This window comes from Streptomyces sp. 12E (assembly GCF_055633275.1).
The window spans coordinates 849501-865296 of sequence record NZ_JBVNCJ010000001.1; the positions used below are offsets into that span (position 1 = coordinate 849501).

Sequence of the window (15796 nt, forward strand, 5' to 3'; positions counted from 1 at the left end):
GGCATCTTGATCACGTCGTGCACCACTGACAGTCCTGGAGCAGCCGTATGGCCGATGTGCCGTCTTCCTTCGCGTTCGTCTCCGGTGATCCGGAGTCCCCCGTGATCCTGCACGTGCCGCATTCCGCCCGGGAGATACCGGGGGACGTGCGGGCCGGGATCGTGCTGGAGGACGCCGGTCTCGAGCGGGAGCTCGATCACATCACCGACTCGCACACCGCGTCGATCGCCGAGGAGGCGGCCCGGGCGGCCGGCCTCGCGCCGTGGCGGTTCGTGAACCGGCTGTCGCGGCTGGTCGTCGATCCCGAGCGGTTCCCGGACGAGCGGGAGGAGATGCTGGCCGTCGGGATGGGCGCGGTCTACACCCGGACCACGCACAAGGACGTGCTGCGGCCCGACGGCTTCGACCCCGAGCCGCTGGTCGAGCGGTACTTCCGGCCGTACGCGCGGGCGATGACGGAAGCCGTCGCCGGCCGGCTCGCGGCGACCGGGCGGGCCGTGATCATCGACGTGCACTCGTATCCGAGCGCGCCGCTGCCCTACGAACTGCACGGCGACGGGCCGCGGCCGGAGATCTGCCTGGGCACCGACTCCTTCCACACCCCGCCCGCGCTGCTCGACGCCGCCCGCGAGGCGTTCGCGCCGTGCGGGGAGACGGGACTGGACAGCCCGTTCGCCGGGACGTACGTACCGCTGGAGTTCTACGGCAAGCGTGCGGAGGTGTCCGCCCTGATGGTGGAGATCCGCCGGGACACCTACATGACCGAACCGGGCGGCCCCGCCGGGCCGGGGCTGGCCCGGCTGGCGTCGGCGCTCACCGCGCTGATCGACGCCGTCTCCCACTGACACCGCCGTCGGCGCGGTACGGCGCGTCGGGCGTGTCCCGGGGCCGGCCGCCGCGTCCCCCGCCGCGGCGCGGCGCGGCCCCCCGGCGGGAGGTGGAGCGGGCTCTCGCCGACGGCGGCCGAGCGCCCCTCCAGCCTGTTCCGCACCCGTGCGGCCGGCTCAGGCGCGGAGCCACTCCGTGACGACCACGTCGTCGTCGGTGCGCAGGCGCAGGGCGAAGGGGCCGGAGGGCGGGGCGGCGGTGAAGCGGCCCAGGTCGTCGGCGGTGAGCGGGACGGTGGTCTGCGGACCGCCGAGCACCTCGATGCGGGCCGGCCGCGGCGGCAGCACCTGGCCCATCAGGCCCTCCTCGGTCACCTCGACGTCCAGCGTCACCTCACCGGCGGTGAAGGTGAGCATGCGCGGCACGTCCGCGGCGCCCCTGACCGGGATGGCGTCGACCAGCGAGTCGAAGGTCAGCTCGGCCACGCGGGCGTCGAGGTCGTACAGCGCGTAGGCGTCGACGGCGACCTGCAGCAGGGCGGGAGGCAGCGGGTCCAGGACGGCTGCCGCCTGCCGGAGCTCCTCCTCCAGCAGCCCGCCGTCGAAGTCCTCGTCGAATTCCGCGTCGTCGGTCATGTCGCTCACATCGTCCCCCGTGCCTCGAGCCGGGCCCGCAGCCGGCGCAGACAGCGCTGGCGCAGCGGCCCGATGCTGCCCACCGCGATGTCGAGCGCGGCGGACACCTCCTGATAACTGGGCGGCGGCGAGGCGATCAGCACCCGCAGTAACTGCCTGCACCGCTCGCCCAGTTCCTCGAACTCCTGCCACAGCCGCCGCACGCGTTCGCTCTGCGCCGCCGCTTCCTCCGTCTCCAGCAGCGACTGCTCCGGCACGCCGTCCTCGCTGACCCGGTCCAGCAGCTGCGGATCGTCCGTCAGCATCAGCCGGCGCGCGTTCCTGTGCACCTTCAGGCACTCGTGCCGCGCGGTACTGGCCAGCCAGGAGCCCGCCTTGTCGGGTTCCCGGATCCGTCCCAGGTGCTGGGCGAAACGGAACCACACGGTCTGGTAGACCTCGTGCGCGTCGGCGTCGGAGAGCCGGTGCGCGCGCACCACGGACCACACCAGTGGGCCCAGCCCTTCCACGATCGCCTTCCAGGCCGCCGCGTCGCCGTCGACAGCGGACCGGACCAACGCGCCGACTTCGGTACGCTCCACGGTGCCACCCCTCGTGTACGGCACGACATCGTACGCCGTGGAGGGGACGACTCCGCTCCTCATGCCCGTACCGAGGGTGCGGAGACCTGCACGGGGCGCCAGGTGGGCGGCAGGAGCGCCGGGACGTGCGCCCCGCGCACCTGCGCGTACTCGGTGGTGGCCTCGAGCAGTTGCCGGCGGGCCTTGCGCGGGTCGGTCTCCGCCCGCGCGGTCATGTGGGCGGCGACCATGCCGACGGCGACGGGGGTGGCGAACGAGGTCCCGCTCCACTGGGCGAGCCCTTCGAACATCACCTGGTCCGGCTTTCCGGAACCGCCGTCCTCGCTCAACACGCCGGTGTGACGCGGGTGGTGGCACGTGCAGGCGTACGTGAAGCCGTAGCGGCAGGCGTCGTAGGTGGAGTGCTGGTACACGTACGGGACGGGCGTCTCGAAACCGGTGAGGGCGCTGACGAGACGCTCACCGGGCGCGTAGGCCTTCACCCAGCCGCCGTGGTTGCTGAAGCAGGCGCCGAACTCGCCGTCCCCGCGCAGCGCGCCGACGGACAGCACGGCGTCCTCGTAGCCGGGCAGATCGGCGTAGGCGGCGGGCCAGAAGGGGGTGGCGCTGCCGTTGTTGCCGGCGGCGGCGACCAGCAGGGTGGGCCGCTCGCGCAGTTCCCGCATGAAGGCGTCGACACCGAGGAGACCGTCGGTACGGCCGTTGGAGGTGCCGGCGGAGAGGCTGATGACGTCGGGCCAGCCGTCCTGGTCGACGGCCTCGAAGAGCTTCTCCCCGAACTCGGACTCCAGAACGGCGCCCGCGTCGTTCAGCGTGCCGCGGACGGTGACGTCGGTGTTGGGGGCGACGGCGGCGACGAGCCCGGCGATGAACGTGCCGTGGCCGCAGTACTGCTGGAGGATCCCCTCGCCGTCGCACTCCGCGACCTGGGCGTCGCCCCGGGTGTGGGCGAGCGGCGGGTAGGAGCGGTGGTCGTGCATGAGGCCGGTGTCGATGACGAGCACGCCGACGGCGGTGTCCGGGTCGTGCGCGGCGTCGGCGGCGGCCGGGTTGGGCTGCCCGCCGCGCGGCACGGGTACGGGCTCGTCGCCCGGGCAGGCGTTGACCGCGATCGACACGACGTGGTTGCGGCTGACCAGTCGGCGTCCGGCGCGGCCCTCGGTCGCCGACAGCGCGCGCAGCGCTCCCGCGACCGCCGGGTCGCCGCTGCCGTCGCCCTGGCCTGGGTCGGCGACCCGGATGCGGGTGATGCCCGAGCGGTTGGTCTGCGGGCCCGTCCGGCGCACCTGGTCCGGGGCGAGGCCGGCGAACGTGGTGAAGTGCTGTCGCACGGTGTCCTCGACGACGCGGGCCTCCTCTCCGTCACGGGCGAGGATCACGCCCTTCTCGTAGAGGAACTCGCCCGCGTCGTCCGGTCCCATCGCCAGGGGGACGTCGGGCATCGAGCGTTGGATCTGTGCGAACTGCTCGCGGAATCGCTGTGGTGCCATGACGTCTCCTCCACTGGTGCGACGGCGGCCTGTGCCGCGGAGTTGTCGTGTATGCAGAGCCGTGGACCGGGCGTTTGATACAACGCCACACGTGTGGGGCGTGGTTGCGGACCACTACCATCGTGGGGTGACAGCCGGAAGCGACACGGTGCTGGAACTGCTGCCGATGGTGTTCGCCGCCCCGGGTGAGGCGCTGGCGAGGGCAGAAGAGGTGCTGGGCGACCGTCCGCCGCCCCTGCACGCCTCCGTCGCCCATCAGGTGATCGGCATCTGGCAGCGGGACTTCGGCGACATGCGGCTGGCCCTGACCCATCTGCGCCGGGCCCGGGCCTGGGCGGCGCGCGCGGACTCGGCCGAGCGGGAGGCGGACGTCCTCGCCACGCTCGGGGTCGCGCTGGTGCACGCGGGACGCACCCGGCAGGGCATGGACGCGCTGGGACGCGGTGTCGAGCGCGGCACCGGGCACACCCGCGCGCGGGTGCTGTTCCGCCGGGCGTACTCGTGGTGGGTGCTGGGCCATCACAAGGAGGCCCTGGAGGACGTGCGGCGGGCCGTTCCCGTACTGCGGCAGGCCGGCGACGTGATCTGGACGGCGCGGGCGCTGACGCTGCGGGCGACGGTGCATCTGGCGCTGGGTTCGGTGGAACGGGCGAACGCCGACTTCACTGCGGCCGAGGCGCTGTGGGACACCACCGGCCAGGAACACGACAAGGCGGACGCGGTGGAGAGCCGCGGGCTGGCCGCGTTCCGCGCGGGCGACGTCCCGGCGGCACTGCGGCTGCTCGACGAGGCCGAGGAACGGTACGCCAAGCTCGGCACACCGACGTTCATGCTGAACATCCGGCGCTGCGAGGTGCTGATGGCGGCCGGTCTTGCCGCGGAGGCACTGGCCGAGGCGGACGCGGCGCTCCGGGCGCTGGACGGCATCGGCGGGCAGCCGACGCGCAGGGCGGAGCTGCTGCTGGCCGCCGCGCGGGCGGCCCGGCTGGCCGGCGAGCCGCAGACCGCGATCGCGCGCGCGGCGCTCGCGGTACGGCTGTTCGCGGGACAGCGGCGCACCTGGTGGGAGACGCACGCGCGGCTGGTGCTGATCGGGGCCCGGCACGCGGCCGGGCGCGGTTCGGGCCGACTGGTCGCGGACGCGGCGGCGGTGGCGGAGAGGCTGGCCGCGCTCGGCGCCCCGGCCGCCCCTGAGGCGTCCCTGCTCGCGGGCCGGATCGCGCTGGACCTGGGCTGGACGGCCGACGCGGAGCGGCATCTCGCGGTCGCCGCGCGAAGCAGACACGGCGGGCCGCCGCTCGCACGGATGACGGGCTGGGCGGCGCAGGCGCTGCGCGCGCAGGCCGCCGGTTCCGCGCGGGGCGTACTGGAGGCCTGCCGGCGCGGTCTGGACGTGCTCGACGACCACCGGATGACGCTGGGCGCCTCGGAGTTGCGGGCCCGCGCCACCGCGCAGGGCGCGGAGCTGGCCGCGCTCGCGCAGAGGGCCAGTCTGGTCTCGGGCGGGCCGCGACGGCTGCTGGTGTGGAGCGAACGCTGGCGGGCCACCGCGCTGTCCGCACCGCCCGCCCGGCCGCCGGCCGACCCGGCGCTGCTCAGCGGCATGACCGCCTACCGGGAGATCGCCGCCCGCGCGGAGGAGGCCCGCATGGAGGGCAGGCCCGTGCCGGCGCTGGAGCGGGAACAGCGGCGGCTGGAACGGGAGATCCGTTCCCGGACGCTGCACATGCGCGGCGAGGCGCCCGACGGCGGGGACCGTTTCGACGTCGGCCGGCTGCTCGCACGGCTGGGCGACGACGAGCAGCTGATGGAACTCGCCGTGCTCGACGGGCGGGTGCAGGTGCTGCTGTGCGGGCGGGGCAGGGTGCGGCGGTTCGAGGCGGGGCCGCTGGCGGCGGCGGAGACCGAGGCCGAGCACGTGCAGGCGGGGCTGCGGCGGCTGGCCCATCCGGGGGCGGGGGCGCGGCTGCCGGTGGTGGAGGCCGCGGGCCGCCGGCTGGAGGAGCTGCTGCTGGGCCCGGCCACGGCGCACCTCGGTGACGGCCCGGTGGTGATCGTGCCGCCGGGGCGGCTGCACCGGGTGCCGTGGGCGCTGCTGCCCTCGCTGCGGGAGCGGGTGCTGAGCGTGTCGCCGTCGGCGAGCAGCTGGCTGCGCGCGAAGGAGACGGCGCCGCCTGCCGGGGACCGTCAGGTGCTGGTGCGCGGTCCGGGGCTCGCGACGGGTGGCGCGGAGGTGCCCGAGCTGGCCGGCCGCTACGGGGGCGCGACCCTCCTGGAGCACGCCGACGCGACGGTGCCGCGCGTGCTGCGGGAACTGGACGGGGCGGGGCTGGCGCACATCGCCGCGCACGGCGCGTTCCGCGCGGACGGCCCGCTGTTCTCGTCCCTGCGGATGGCCGACGGGCCGTTGATCGTGCACGACTTCGAACGGCTGGACCGCAGCCCGTACCGCATCATCCTGTCCTGCTGCGACACCGCGCGGTTCGCCACGGTGGGCGCCGACGAACTCCTCGGCCTCGTCACGGCGTTGCTGCCGCTGGGCACGGCGGGGGTGGTGGCGTGCAGCGCCCCCGTCAACGACGCGGCGGTGGTCCCCCTCATGGTCGCCCTCCACAAGGCCCTCGACACCGGCCTCTCCCTGGCGGAGGCCCTGCGCGACGCCCGCGCCGCGCTGCCGTCGGACGCGCTGCACCGGGCCACGGGATGGGCCTTCACCGCCTTCGGGGCGGCGTGATCCCGCCGTGGGCGGTTGCGGGCGGTTCGTGCGTGCTCGCGCCCTTGAAGCGGCCCAGCCGCCCTCCTCGAAGGGCGCGGGACCGTGCCGGCATACGGCTCCGCCGCGTGGGCGCGACCGGCCGCCGACGGCCCGCAGCCGCTGTCAGGCGCTCCGGCGGGACACGGTGGCCCCCGGCCGGGTGTACTTCCCGTACAGGTGTTTTACGACCGTGCGAACGGAAGGGGTGAGGCGTTCCGCGATCTGCCGGTTGCTCAGCCCCTCCGCGGCCGGCGTGACGATCTGCCGCCGGCGTGCCGTGAGTTCACTGAAGGCAAGGTCCGCGAGCGCTGGTGTGCGGGCTCCCTCACAGCGGCCGCGGCAGCGGCGGCAGGACGAGGCGGGGCAGCAGTTCCCCGGTCCACGGCCGGGACACGGCGGCGGGCGCCGGCTCGCCGTCGGCGACGACGACCAGCAGCCGGGTGCGTCCGTGCACGGCGAGCCGGTGGACCAGGGCGGCGGAGGCGTCGTCGAACAGATGTGCGTCGTCGACGAACAGCGTGCGCACACCGGACGGTCGCCGCAGGACGTGGTGCCGGGCCGGGCGGCGTCCCCGGCCCGTGCCACCGGCTCCCCCGATCGACGGTCCCTCGAACGATCGAAGGGTCCTGCCCCACCGAAGTGGGACAGGACCCTGATCGGGGCCGATGGCCCCTTGCACGTCGGGACGACAGGATTTGAACCTGCGACCCCTTGACCCCCAGTCAAGTGCGCTACCAAGCTGCGCCACGTCCCGATGCGGTTCGCGCGGTGGACCGCGTGATCACGCAGGTCAACAGTACCTCATGTGCACGGTGGCACGGGGACGGAGGTACGCGGCCGACGGCGTCCGCGCAGCCGGCGGCTGACGAACAGGACGGTGTCGACGGCCGCGGCGAAGTCCGCCGTACCGCCGGTGAGGCCACCGGCGAAGCGGGAGAGCCCGCCCCTCCCGGAACGCACGGTGGAACCGCCCGCCGGAAGGCACCGGCCCCTGGAACGCACGGCGCTCCGCGCCTCTGGAGTCAGGGGCGCGGAGCGCCGTGCGGGCGGGACGGCTCAGCCGGTGGCAGCCGGCTGCCGTGATTCTGTTCGCCGTATCGCGGGCACCGCTTCCGGTGCGTCGCTTGTCCTGTCAAAAGGTTGACATGACGCCGGGTCTCCACAGAAGGTGAGCGGACAGGACACGGACCGGGCCGGAGAGAGGCTTTCATGGTGGATGCGCTGGGCGTCGCCGTCGTCGGATTCGGCTGGATGGGGCGGGTGCACACCCAGGCGTACGCACGCGTGCGGCACCACTATCCGCGGCTCGCCCTCCGACCCGAGCTGGTCACGGTCGCCGAGGAGGTGCCGGGCCGGGCCGCGGAGGCCGCCGCGCAGTTCGGGTTCGCCTCGACGACCCGCGACTGGCGGGAGGTGGCCGCCGACCCCCGGGTGCGGGCCGTCAGCATCACCGCCCCGAACTTCCTGCACCGCGAGATCGGCGTGGCGATGGCCGAGGCCGGCAAGCACATCTGGATCGAGAAGCCGGTGGGCCTGGGCGCGGACGACGCCCGCGCGGTCGCGGACGCGGTCGCCGGGGCCGGAGTCCAGGGGGCGGTCGGCTTCAACTACCGCAACGCGCCCGCCGTGGAGGCGGCCCGCGAGCTGATCGCCTCCGGTGACATCGGCACCGTCACCCATGTCCGCATCCGCCTCCTCAGTGACTACGCGGCTCATCCCGAAGGGGCGCTGACCTGGCGCTACGAGCGGGAGCGCGGGGGCAGCGGGGTGCTCGGCGACCTGGCCTCGCACGGCGCCGACCTGGCCCGTTTCCTGCTCGGCGACATCGCCTCGCTGACCGCGGACACGGCGGTCTTCGTGCCCGAGCGGGCCCGTCCGGCGGGCGCCACGGCCGGTCACTCCCGGGCGGCCGGCGGTGAACTCGGCCCGGTGGAGAACGAGGACTACGTCAGCTGTCTGCTGCGGTTCGCCTCCGGTGCGCGCGGGGTGCTGGAGGCCTGCCGGGTGTCGGTCGGCGAGCAGAACAACTACGGCTTCGAGGTGCACGGCACCAAGGGGGCGGTGTTCTGGGACTTCCGCCGGATGAACGAACTGGGCGTCAGCCGGGGCGCCGCCTACCAGGACCAGCCCGTCAGCACGGTCTACGTCGGCCCGGCCCACGGCGAGTTCGGCGCCTTCCAGCCCGGCGCCGCGAACGCCATGGGCTACGACGATCTGAAGGTGATCGAGGCGTACCGCTTCCTGCGCTCCGTCGCGGAAGGGGTTCCGTACGGTGCGGGGCTCGCGGACGCCGTGCACAGTGCGGTGGTGCTGGACGCGATGGAGCGGTCGGCGGAGAGCGGGGCCTGGGTGGTGCTCTGACACTCCCCCGCCCCCCCCGGCCCCTTCCCGTCCCGTCCTTCAAGGGGCGCTGTCCCTTTGACCCCGGACGTGCGGGTGGGTGTGTGGTTGCTCGCGCAGTTCCCCGCGCCCCTTGAGGGGCGCGGGGAACTGCGCGAGGGGGGTCTGGGGGCAGCGCCCCCAGGGATGGGACGGGAAGGGGCGGCGGGGGCGGAGAAAAGGAGCGGTCACTCCGCCCGTGCGTTCTCGCGCCGGCCCAGCCACACCTTCACCGGTACCAGGACCAGCCACCACCACATGGCGGCGGGTCCGACGGCCAGGGCGAGCGGGACGGTCACCAGGAACACCGCCACCGTCGCCCCCAGGTCGACGGCGTAGAGCAGCTCGTCCCGTACGGGTCCGGCTCCGCCGCGCAGCCAGGGGCGCCGGGCGACGAGGGTGGCCAGCGCCAGGTGGACGGCGCCGAGCGAGGCCACCGCCACCGCGTAGATGACCACCGAGGCGCGTTCGTCGCCGTACTCGGAGACCAGCGCGGTCGGGAACGGCAGCAGGGCCGCCAGGCCCAGACCGAGCATGGTCAGCGAGATCACCTGCCCGTCCACCTGCCGGACCGTGCGGAAGATCGCCCGGTGGTCGCGCCAGAAGCCGGCCAGCACCGCCAGGCTGATCCCGTAGGCGCCCAGGTTGGGCAGCGTGTCGCTCAGGGCCTGGTGGAACTCCTCGGAGTCCAGCCCCTGCGGCACGGAGATGTCCAGGACCAGCAGGGTGATGGCGATGGCGAACACTCCGTCGGCGAGCGCGATCAGCCGCTCGGGCCCGCCTTCCGGGGTCGGTTTCCTCATGTGCACGACGGTAGGCGGGCCCGGCCCACGGCACGGGGTTACACGCCCGGCCGTCACCCCGCCGACGTCGGGGGCGGCATGTTGTAGGGGGTCACGACCTGGACGGCGGAGGGGAGGGTGGGCCCCGCGGGCGGCAGGGCGCCGTGGGCGCGCATCACCAGGTGGCAGGCCTCGCGCAGGTCGTGCCGCAGATCGTGGTGGAGCACGGCGGACAGCCGGTGCTCGCGCAGCAGCCGGGTGTTGTCGTGGTCGAGGTCGTGCGCCACGAACACCGCGCACTCGCGTCCGGCGTCCTCGAAGGCGCGCAGGGTGGCGATGTTGCCGCCGCCGATCGAGTAGACCGCGCGGATCTCCGGGTCGCGTTCCAGCGCGGCCCGGACCAGGTCGTACTGGGTGGCGTCCAGGCCCTGCCCCTCGGCGATCTCGACGAGGCTCCGCCCGGGGTGGAGGACGCGCATGGTGGCGCGGAAGCCCATCTCGCGCTCCTCCTCGTTGCGGAAGGAGCCGCTGGAGAGGCTGGTGAGCACATTGCCGGGGCGGTCGCCCAGCCACTGCCCCATGAGGTAGGCGGCGGTCGCGCCCGCCGCGCGGTTGTCGCTGCCGACGTGGCCGATCCGGGCGCTCGCGGGCAGGTCCGTCACCAGGGTCACCACCGGGACACCGGCCGCCGCGAGCCGGCCGACGGCCGCGGTGACCTCGGGGACGTCGGGGGCCTTGAGGAGCACGCCCTGGGAGCCGCGCCGGCCGATCCGGTCCAGGACGGCGACCAGTTCGCCCGCCGGGCCGGTCTCCCGGAAGTGGAAGCGGGAACGGACCACCGCCGGGTGCAGGGAGGGCAGTTCGGCCTCCAGGGCGGCCCGGACCGCGGTGGAGAACCGCTCCGGCGACTGCATCACGATGTCCACCATGAAGGTCCGGCCGACCAGCCGGACCTGGGTGCGCTGCCGGTCCAGGTCCGCGATCGCCTGGTGCACCTCCCGCGCGGTGCTCTCCCGCACTCCTCCCCGGCCGTTGAGGACCCGGTCCACCGTGGCCTCGCTCAACCCGGCCTGACGTGCGATTTCCCGGATGGGGAAGGGATGGCCCACATCGGCTCCTGAGGGGTTTTTGATGGCTTCCTGCTGGTTGTTCGAAGGGTTTGTACTGACAAGAATGACATCAGCCGCGTCGCTCCGTGACCCGAAGGGACGGCCCCATGTCCGCCTCCGCCTCCCAGCAGACGCCCGCACCGGCCGTCCGGCTGTCCGAGCAGGACTGCGACCTCGACGCCTTCCGCGCACTGGTGGAACGGTCGACCGACCTCGCCGACCACCCGCACGCCAGTGCCGTCGAGCGGAACGTACCGCTGTACGACGCCGACCGGCTCGCCCTCGCCGACCGCCGTGCCGTCCAGGCCGAGCTGGTGCGCGCGTTCGCGGACGGCCCCGGCATCGTGGTGATCCGCGGGGCCTTCGCCGACCCGGCCGTGGTGGACCGGACCACCGCCGTGTTCGACGCCCTGATCGCCGAACAGCGCGCCTCGGGCGCCGGCGCCGGCGACCACTTCGCCAGGCCGGGCGCCAACGACCGGGTGTGGAACGCCCTGGAGAAGGCGGCCCTGTACGACCCCGAGGCGTTCGCCGACTACTACGGCAACGAGGTGATCGCGCTGGTCTCCTCGGCCTGGCTCGGCCCCGGCTACCAGATCACCTCCCAGGTCAACGTGGTCAACCCGGGCGGCGCGGCACAGACCGTGCACCGCGACTACCACCTCGGCTTCCTCTCCGACGAGGCCGCCGCCGCCTACCCGGCGCACGTGCACCGCCTCTCCCCCGTGCTCACCCTCCAGGGCGCGGTGGCCCACTGCGACATGCCCGTCGAGTCCGGGCCCACGCTGTACCTGCCGCACTCGCAGAAGTACGAGCCGGGCTACCTCGCCTGGCGGCTGCCGGAGTTCCGGGCGTACTTCGAGGAGCACCACGTGCAACTCCCCCTGGCCAAGGGCGATGCGGTGTTCTTCAACCCGGCGCTGTTCCACGCCGCCGGCGCCAACCACTCGACGGACATCCGGCGCATGGCCAACCTGCTCCAGGTGTCCTCGGCGTTCGGCCGGGCGATGGAGACGGTGGACCGCGAGGCCGTGGCGGGAGCCGTCTATCCGGTGCTCCTCAAGCGCAGGGCCGAGGGCGCCGGCGAGCGGTGGCTGGAGAACGTGATCGCGGCGAGCGCCGAGGGCTACCCCTTCCCCACCAACCTCGACAGCGACCCGCCGGTCGAGGGCCTGGCCCCGCCCTCGCAGGCCGACGTCGTACGCCGGGCCCTGCACGAGGGGTGGAGCGCCCGGGCCCTGCGGGCCGAACTGCGGGCCGGCGCCAAGCGGCGCGAGAGCTGAGGGGAACCCGGACACCGACATGGGACTCCTCGACGACAAGGTCGTCCTCGTCAACGGCGGCAGCCAGGGCGTCGGCGCGGCCGTCGCCCGGGCCGCGGTCCGCGAGGGGGCGGTCCTCGCCGTGAGCGGGCGGCGCCCGGAGCCCGGCGAGGCGCTGGTGGCCGAGCTGGCCGCGGCGGGCGGCAAGACGATGTTCCTGCGGGCCGACCTGGCGGACGCCGAGCAGGCCAAGGCCTGTGTCGCGCGGGTGGTGGAGGCGTACGGCAGGATCGACTGCCTGGTGAACTCCGCGGGCCTGACGTCGCGCGGCACGCTGCTGGACACCACCCCGGAACTGTTCGACCAGCACATCGCGGTCAACCTCAAGGCGCCGTTCTTCGCCATGCAGGCCGCCGTCGCGGACATGGTGCGGCGCGCGGCGCCCGGCACGGTCGTCAACGTCATCACCTCCTCCGCGCACGGCGGGCAGCCGTTCCTGGCCCCGTACGTGGCGGCGAAGGCCGGGCTGATCGGCCTGACCAGGAACGCGGCGCACGCCCACCGCTGGGACCGGATCCGGATCAACGGCCTGAACATCGGCTGGACCGCCACCGAGGGCGAGGACGCCACCCAGCGCGCCTTCCACGGCGCCGGGGACGACTGGCGCGAACAGGCCGCCGCGCGGCTGCCGATGGGCAGGCTCGGCCGGCCGGACGAGATCGCCGACTTCGTGGTCCTGCTGCTCTCCGACCGTTCCGGGGTGGTCACCGGCTCCGTGATCGACTGGGACCAGAACGTCCTCGGCGGCCTCGACTGACCTCCCCGCACGCCCCGCTCGTACGAACCCGCAAGCAAGGAGCACCGCCCCCATGCGCATCGGAATCCTCGGCCTCGGCCGTATCGGCGCCTTCCACGCCGAGACCCTCTCCGGGCTCGGCGCCGTCGAGTCCCTCGTCGTCTCCGACCCGTTCACGGACGCCGCGAAGGCCGCCGCCGAGCGGTTCGGCGCCGAGGTCGCGGACTCCCCCGAGGCGTTGCTCGCCGCCGGGGTGGACGGTGTGGTCGTCGCCGCCGCGACCGACGCGCACCCGGCGCTGATCCTGGCCTGCGTGGAGGCGGGCGTGCCCGTCTTCTGCGAGAAGCCGGTGGCCCGCACCATGGCCGAGGGCGTGGCGGTGCTGAAGGCGGTCGAGGGCCGTGACGTGCCGGTCCAGATCGGCTTCAACCGCCGCTTCGACGCGGGCTTCGCCGCCGCGCGGGCGGCCGTACGGAGCGGGGAGCTCGGCACGCTGCACACCGTGCGCTCGACCACGCTGGACCCGGCGCCCCCGCCGGCCGCGTACATCGGCGCGTCCGGGGGCATCTTCCGGGACTGCTCGGTGCACGACTTCGACGTCATCCGCTGGGTGACCGGCCGCGAGGTGACCGAGGTGTACGCGGCCGGCGGCAACCGGGGCGCCGGCTACATCAGGGAGGCGGGCGACGCCGACACCGTCGGCGCGGTCCTCACCCTGGACGACGGCACTCTCGCCGTGGTCTCCAACAGCCGCCACAACGGCCGGGGTTATGACGTCCGCATGGAGATCCACGGCTTCGCGGACTCCGTCGCGGTGGGTCTGGAGGACAAGCTGCCGCTGCGGTCGGTGGAGCCGGGCACGGCCTTCCCGGCGGGCACCCCGCACGACTTCTTCATGGACCGGTTCGCGGCCGCCTACCGCGCCGAACTGACCGCGTTCACCGAGGTCGTGGCCGGCTCCCTGCCCTCGCCGTGCACGGTCTCCGACGCCCTGGAGGCGGGCTGGATCGCCGAGGCGTGCACACTGTCCCTGCACGAGCACCGTCCCGTCACGATCGAGGAGGTACGGCGGTCATGAGCGAGTCCGGGCGGGAGCCCCTGCGCATCGGCGTCCTGGGGACCGCGCGGATCACCGAGCGCTCCCTCGTCGCCCCGGCCCGGGCGGGCGGCCACCGCCTGGTCGCCGTGGCCGCCCGCGACCGCTCCCGCGCCGAGGCGTTCGCCTCGGCCCACGGCGTGGAGCGGGCCCTCGGCTCGTACGCCGAACTGCTGGCCGACCCCGAGGTCGACGTCGTCTACAACCCGCTCGCCAACGGCCTGCACGGCCCGTGGAACCTGGCGGCGCTGGCGGCCGGCAAGCACGTCCTGAGCGAGAAGCCGTCGGCGAGCAACGCCGAGGAGGCGGCGAAGGTGCGGGAGGCGGCGGCGAAGTCCGGCACCGTCTTCGCGGAGGCCTTCCACTACCTGTTCCACCCGGTCACCCGGCGGCTGCACGAGCTGCTGGCCTCCGGTGAGCTGGGCGAACTCCGCCGGGTGGAGGCCATGGTGGCGACCCCCGCCCCCGAGGCGACCGACCCGCGCTGGTCGCTGCCCCTGGCCGGCGGCGCCCTGATGGACCTCGGCTGCTACGGCGTGCACGCGCTGCGCATGCTCGCCCCCTGGGCGGGCGGCGCCCCGCGCCTGCTGTCCGCGCGGGCCGGTGAGCGGGAGGGGGCGCCGGGCGTGGACGAGTGGCTGGACGCCGACCTGGAGTTCCCGGACGGCGCGACGGGCAGCGCCCGCTGCCACATGGCGTACGGCCGGCTGGAGATGAGCATGCGGGTCGTCGGCAGCCGGGGCGAGGCGACGGCCCCCAACTTCGTGCTCCCGCAGCGGGACGACCGTGTCGTCATCCGCACTCCGGACGGCGGACGCACCGAACACCTCGGCACCCGGTCCTCGTACGCGTACCAGCTGGAGGCGTTCGCCGCCCGGGTGCGGGAGGGCGCGGCGCTCCCGCTGGACGCGGACGACGCGGTGGCGACGATGCGGCTGATCGACGCGTGCTACGAGGCCGCCGGGCTCGGCCCGCGCCCGCGCACCGCACTCGGCGGCTGAGACGCCGCAGGGCACGCGCGGTACGGCCGCCCCCCGAGGGGGCGGCCGTACCGCGCGGTGTCAGTGGTACAGCGCCGGTTTCTCCACCAGGTCGACCTCCACCCGGCCGCCCTCCTCCAGCGCCCGCACCCCCGCCTCGCAGACGGCCGCCGCGGCGTAGCCGTCCCAGGTGCTGGGCCCGGTGACCTCACCGCGGCGGGTGGTGTCGACCCAGGTCCGGATCTCGTCGTCGTAGGCCTGGGCGAAGCGGTCGGTCCAGTCCTGGGCGACGGCGCCGCCCCACTGGCCGGCCGCATGGGTGACCAGGGAGTGGGCGTCGCCGATGCGGGCGGTGCCGCGTTCGCAGACCACCTCGGCCTGCACCTGGTAGCCGAAGCCGCAGTTGACGAAGATCTCGACGTCGCAGAGCGCGCCGCCGTCGGTCTCCAGGACGACGAACTGCGGGTCCCGCAGCCCGGCGGGGGCGCCGGAGGAGGGGGTGGGGCGCAGCACCGTCACGGCGGTGATCTCCTGACCGAGGAGCCAGCGGGTGGCGTCGACCTCGTGGGCGACGGAGTCGCTGATCAGCATGGAGCTGGTGAAGAAGGGCGGGCTGGCCACGTTGCGGTGGCGGTTGTGCAGCATCAGCGGACGGCCCAGCCGGCCGGTCTCCAGCAGGGCCTTCAGCTTCACGTACTCGGCGTCGTAGCGGCGCATGAAGCCGACCTGGACCCTGCGGTGGCCGAGGGCCTGTTCGGCCTCCATGACGCGCAGCGCGGAGGCCGCGTCGGGGGTGAGCGGCTTCTCGCACAGGACGGGCAGATCGTGCTCGAACGCGGCGAGCAGGGCGGCCTCGTGAGCCGGTCCGGGGGAGGCGACGAGGACGGCGTCGACGTCGGCCGCCGCCATCGCGGCGGCCGGGTCGGTGTGGGCGGTGCAGCCGTCGACGCCCGCGGCGACGGCCCGGGCCCGTTCGGCGTCGGTGTCCACGACGGCGGTGACCCGTGCGCCGCTGACGACCCGGTCGATACGGCGTACGTGGTCCGCGCCCATGCGGCCGGTGCCGATGACGGCGATGCCGAGCGGTTCGCGCCGGTTCATCC

At 74.3% G+C, this 15796-nt stretch carries 14 protein-coding genes, 1 tRNA gene and 1 pseudogene; 7 read left to right on the top strand and 9 right to left on the bottom strand.

The window, feature by feature from the left end:
• The first annotated feature begins 47 nt into the window (after positions 1-47).
• Positions 48-845 (top strand): N-formylglutamate amidohydrolase, encoded by a 798-nt coding sequence (locus ACZ8ZB_RS03890; RefSeq protein ID WP_470736318.1) that lies wholly within the window; start codon positions 48-50, stop codon positions 843-845.
• Positions 846-1004: 159 nt separating this feature from the next.
• Here ACZ8ZB_RS03890 and ACZ8ZB_RS03895 read toward each other — a convergent pair whose 3' ends face one another.
• The 3 genes from ACZ8ZB_RS03895 to ACZ8ZB_RS03905 are packed head-to-tail and all read right to left on the bottom strand — an operon-like array spanning position 1005 to position 3534.
• Positions 1005-1463, bottom strand: a complete 459-nt coding sequence (locus ACZ8ZB_RS03895; RefSeq protein ID WP_470736319.1) for a hypothetical protein — start codon at positions 1461-1463, stop codon at positions 1005-1007.
• A 5-nt stretch (positions 1464-1468) separates the two neighbouring features.
• On the bottom strand, positions 1469-2044 hold the full coding sequence (locus ACZ8ZB_RS03900; RefSeq protein WP_470736320.1) for an RNA polymerase sigma factor: 576 nt from the start codon (positions 2042-2044) through the stop codon (positions 1469-1471).
• Positions 2045-2103: 59 nt separating this feature from the next.
• Positions 2104-3534, bottom strand: a complete 1431-nt coding sequence (locus ACZ8ZB_RS03905) for a S8/S53 family peptidase (RefSeq protein WP_470736321.1) — start codon at positions 3532-3534, stop codon at positions 2104-2106.
• A gap of 166 nt (positions 3535-3700) precedes the next feature.
• Here ACZ8ZB_RS03905 and ACZ8ZB_RS03910 point away from each other — a divergent pair, with 166 nt between their 5' ends.
• Complete coding sequence (locus ACZ8ZB_RS03910; RefSeq protein ID WP_470741412.1) at positions 3701-6268, top strand: CHAT domain-containing protein; 2568 nt, start codon at positions 3701-3703, stop codon at positions 6266-6268.
• A 144-nt stretch (positions 6269-6412) separates the two neighbouring features.
• Here ACZ8ZB_RS03910 and ACZ8ZB_RS03915 read toward each other — a convergent pair.
• The 3 genes and pseudogenes from ACZ8ZB_RS03915 to ACZ8ZB_RS03925 all read right to left on the bottom strand — a co-directional run.
• Positions 6413-6562 (bottom strand): annotated as a pseudogene (locus ACZ8ZB_RS03915) (LuxR C-terminal-related transcriptional regulator); the annotation flags it as partial.
• 52 nt (positions 6563-6614) lie between these two features.
• Positions 6615-6815, bottom strand: coding sequence for a hypothetical protein (locus tag ACZ8ZB_RS03920; RefSeq protein WP_470741657.1), 201 nt, complete (start codon positions 6813-6815; stop codon positions 6615-6617).
• 154 nt (positions 6816-6969) lie between these two features.
• Positions 6970-7043, bottom strand: a tRNA-Pro gene (locus tag ACZ8ZB_RS03925).
• 455 nt (positions 7044-7498) lie between these two features.
• Here ACZ8ZB_RS03925 and ACZ8ZB_RS03930 point away from each other — a divergent pair.
• Positions 7499-8650 (top strand): Gfo/Idh/MocA family protein, encoded by a 1152-nt coding sequence (locus tag ACZ8ZB_RS03930; protein ID WP_470736322.1) that lies wholly within the window; start codon positions 7499-7501, stop codon positions 8648-8650.
• Between the two features lie 206 nt (positions 8651-8856).
• Here the strand turns inward: ACZ8ZB_RS03930 and ACZ8ZB_RS03935 are convergent, their stop codons facing one another.
• Together ACZ8ZB_RS03935 and ACZ8ZB_RS03940 are read right to left on the bottom strand one after the other, a co-directional pair.
• Complete coding sequence (locus ACZ8ZB_RS03935; RefSeq protein WP_470736323.1) at positions 8857-9471, bottom strand: TMEM175 family protein; 615 nt, start codon at positions 9469-9471, stop codon at positions 8857-8859.
• Positions 9472-9524: 53 nt separating this feature from the next.
• A complete protein-coding gene (locus tag ACZ8ZB_RS03940; protein WP_470736324.1) occupies positions 9525-10559 on the bottom strand; it encodes a LacI family DNA-binding transcriptional regulator in 1035 nt (344 codons plus the stop codon).
• Positions 10560-10666: 107 nt separating this feature from the next.
• On the opposite strand from ACZ8ZB_RS03940, the gene ACZ8ZB_RS03945 reads away from it, so the two are divergent.
• The 4 genes from ACZ8ZB_RS03945 to ACZ8ZB_RS03960 are packed head-to-tail and all read left to right on the top strand — an operon-like array spanning position 10667 to position 14714.
• The gene (locus ACZ8ZB_RS03945) at positions 10667-11842 is read left to right on the top strand and encodes a phytanoyl-CoA dioxygenase family protein (protein ID WP_470736325.1); all 1176 of its coding nucleotides are present in this window, start codon (positions 10667-10669) and stop codon (positions 11840-11842) included.
• A 19-nt stretch (positions 11843-11861) separates the two neighbouring features.
• Positions 11862-12638: an SDR family oxidoreductase gene (locus tag ACZ8ZB_RS03950; protein ID WP_470736326.1), complete on the top strand. Its 777-nt coding sequence runs from the start codon at positions 11862-11864 to the stop codon at positions 12636-12638.
• A gap of 52 nt (positions 12639-12690) precedes the next feature.
• Complete coding sequence (locus ACZ8ZB_RS03955) at positions 12691-13695, top strand: Gfo/Idh/MocA family protein (protein WP_470736327.1); 1005 nt, start codon at positions 12691-12693, stop codon at positions 13693-13695.
• Positions 13692-14714, top strand: a complete 1023-nt coding sequence (locus tag ACZ8ZB_RS03960; RefSeq protein ID WP_470736328.1) for a Gfo/Idh/MocA family protein — start codon at positions 13692-13694, stop codon at positions 14712-14714. The genes ACZ8ZB_RS03955 and ACZ8ZB_RS03960 overlap by 4 nt, the downstream gene beginning before the upstream one ends.
• A 60-nt stretch (positions 14715-14774) precedes the next feature.
• Here the strand turns inward: ACZ8ZB_RS03960 and ACZ8ZB_RS03965 are convergent, their stop codons facing one another.
• A complete protein-coding gene (locus ACZ8ZB_RS03965; RefSeq protein WP_470736329.1) occupies positions 14775-15794 on the bottom strand; it encodes a Gfo/Idh/MocA family protein in 1020 nt (339 codons plus the stop codon).
• Between the last annotated feature and the right edge of the window lie 2 nt (positions 15795-15796).

Bases quoted from the DNA above. Each gene is read 5' to 3' on its own strand.
- ACZ8ZB_RS03945 (WP_470736325.1), top strand. From the start codon at position 10,667: ATGTCCGCCTCCGCCTCCCAGCAGACGCCCGCACCGGCCGTCCGGCTG.
- ACZ8ZB_RS03890 (WP_470736318.1), top strand. From the start codon at position 48: ATGGCCGATGTGCCGTCTTCCTTCGCGTTCGTCTCCGGTGATCCGGAG.
- ACZ8ZB_RS03955 (WP_470736327.1), top strand. From the start codon at position 12,691: ATGCGCATCGGAATCCTCGGCCTCGGCCGTATCGGCGCCTTCCACGCC.
- ACZ8ZB_RS03905 (WP_470736321.1), bottom strand. From the start codon at position 3,534: ATGGCACCACAGCGATTCCGCGAGCAGTTCGCACAGATCCAACGCTCG.
- ACZ8ZB_RS03960 (WP_470736328.1), top strand. From the start codon at position 13,692: ATGAGCGAGTCCGGGCGGGAGCCCCTGCGCATCGGCGTCCTGGGGACC.
- ACZ8ZB_RS03910 (WP_470741412.1), top strand. From the start codon at position 3,701: ATGGTGTTCGCCGCCCCGGGTGAGGCGCTGGCGAGGGCAGAAGAGGTG.
- ACZ8ZB_RS03965 (WP_470736329.1), bottom strand. From the start codon at position 15,794: ATGAACCGGCGCGAACCGCTCGGCATCGCCGTCATCGGCACCGGCCGC.
- ACZ8ZB_RS03950 (WP_470736326.1), top strand. From the start codon at position 11,862: ATGGGACTCCTCGACGACAAGGTCGTCCTCGTCAACGGCGGCAGCCAG.
- ACZ8ZB_RS03895 (WP_470736319.1), bottom strand. From the start codon at position 1,463: ATGACCGACGACGCGGAATTCGACGAGGACTTCGACGGCGGGCTGCTG.
- ACZ8ZB_RS03930 (WP_470736322.1), top strand. From the start codon at position 7,499: ATGGTGGATGCGCTGGGCGTCGCCGTCGTCGGATTCGGCTGGATGGGG.
- ACZ8ZB_RS03935 (WP_470736323.1), bottom strand. From the start codon at position 9,471: ATGAGGAAACCGACCCCGGAAGGCGGGCCCGAGCGGCTGATCGCGCTC.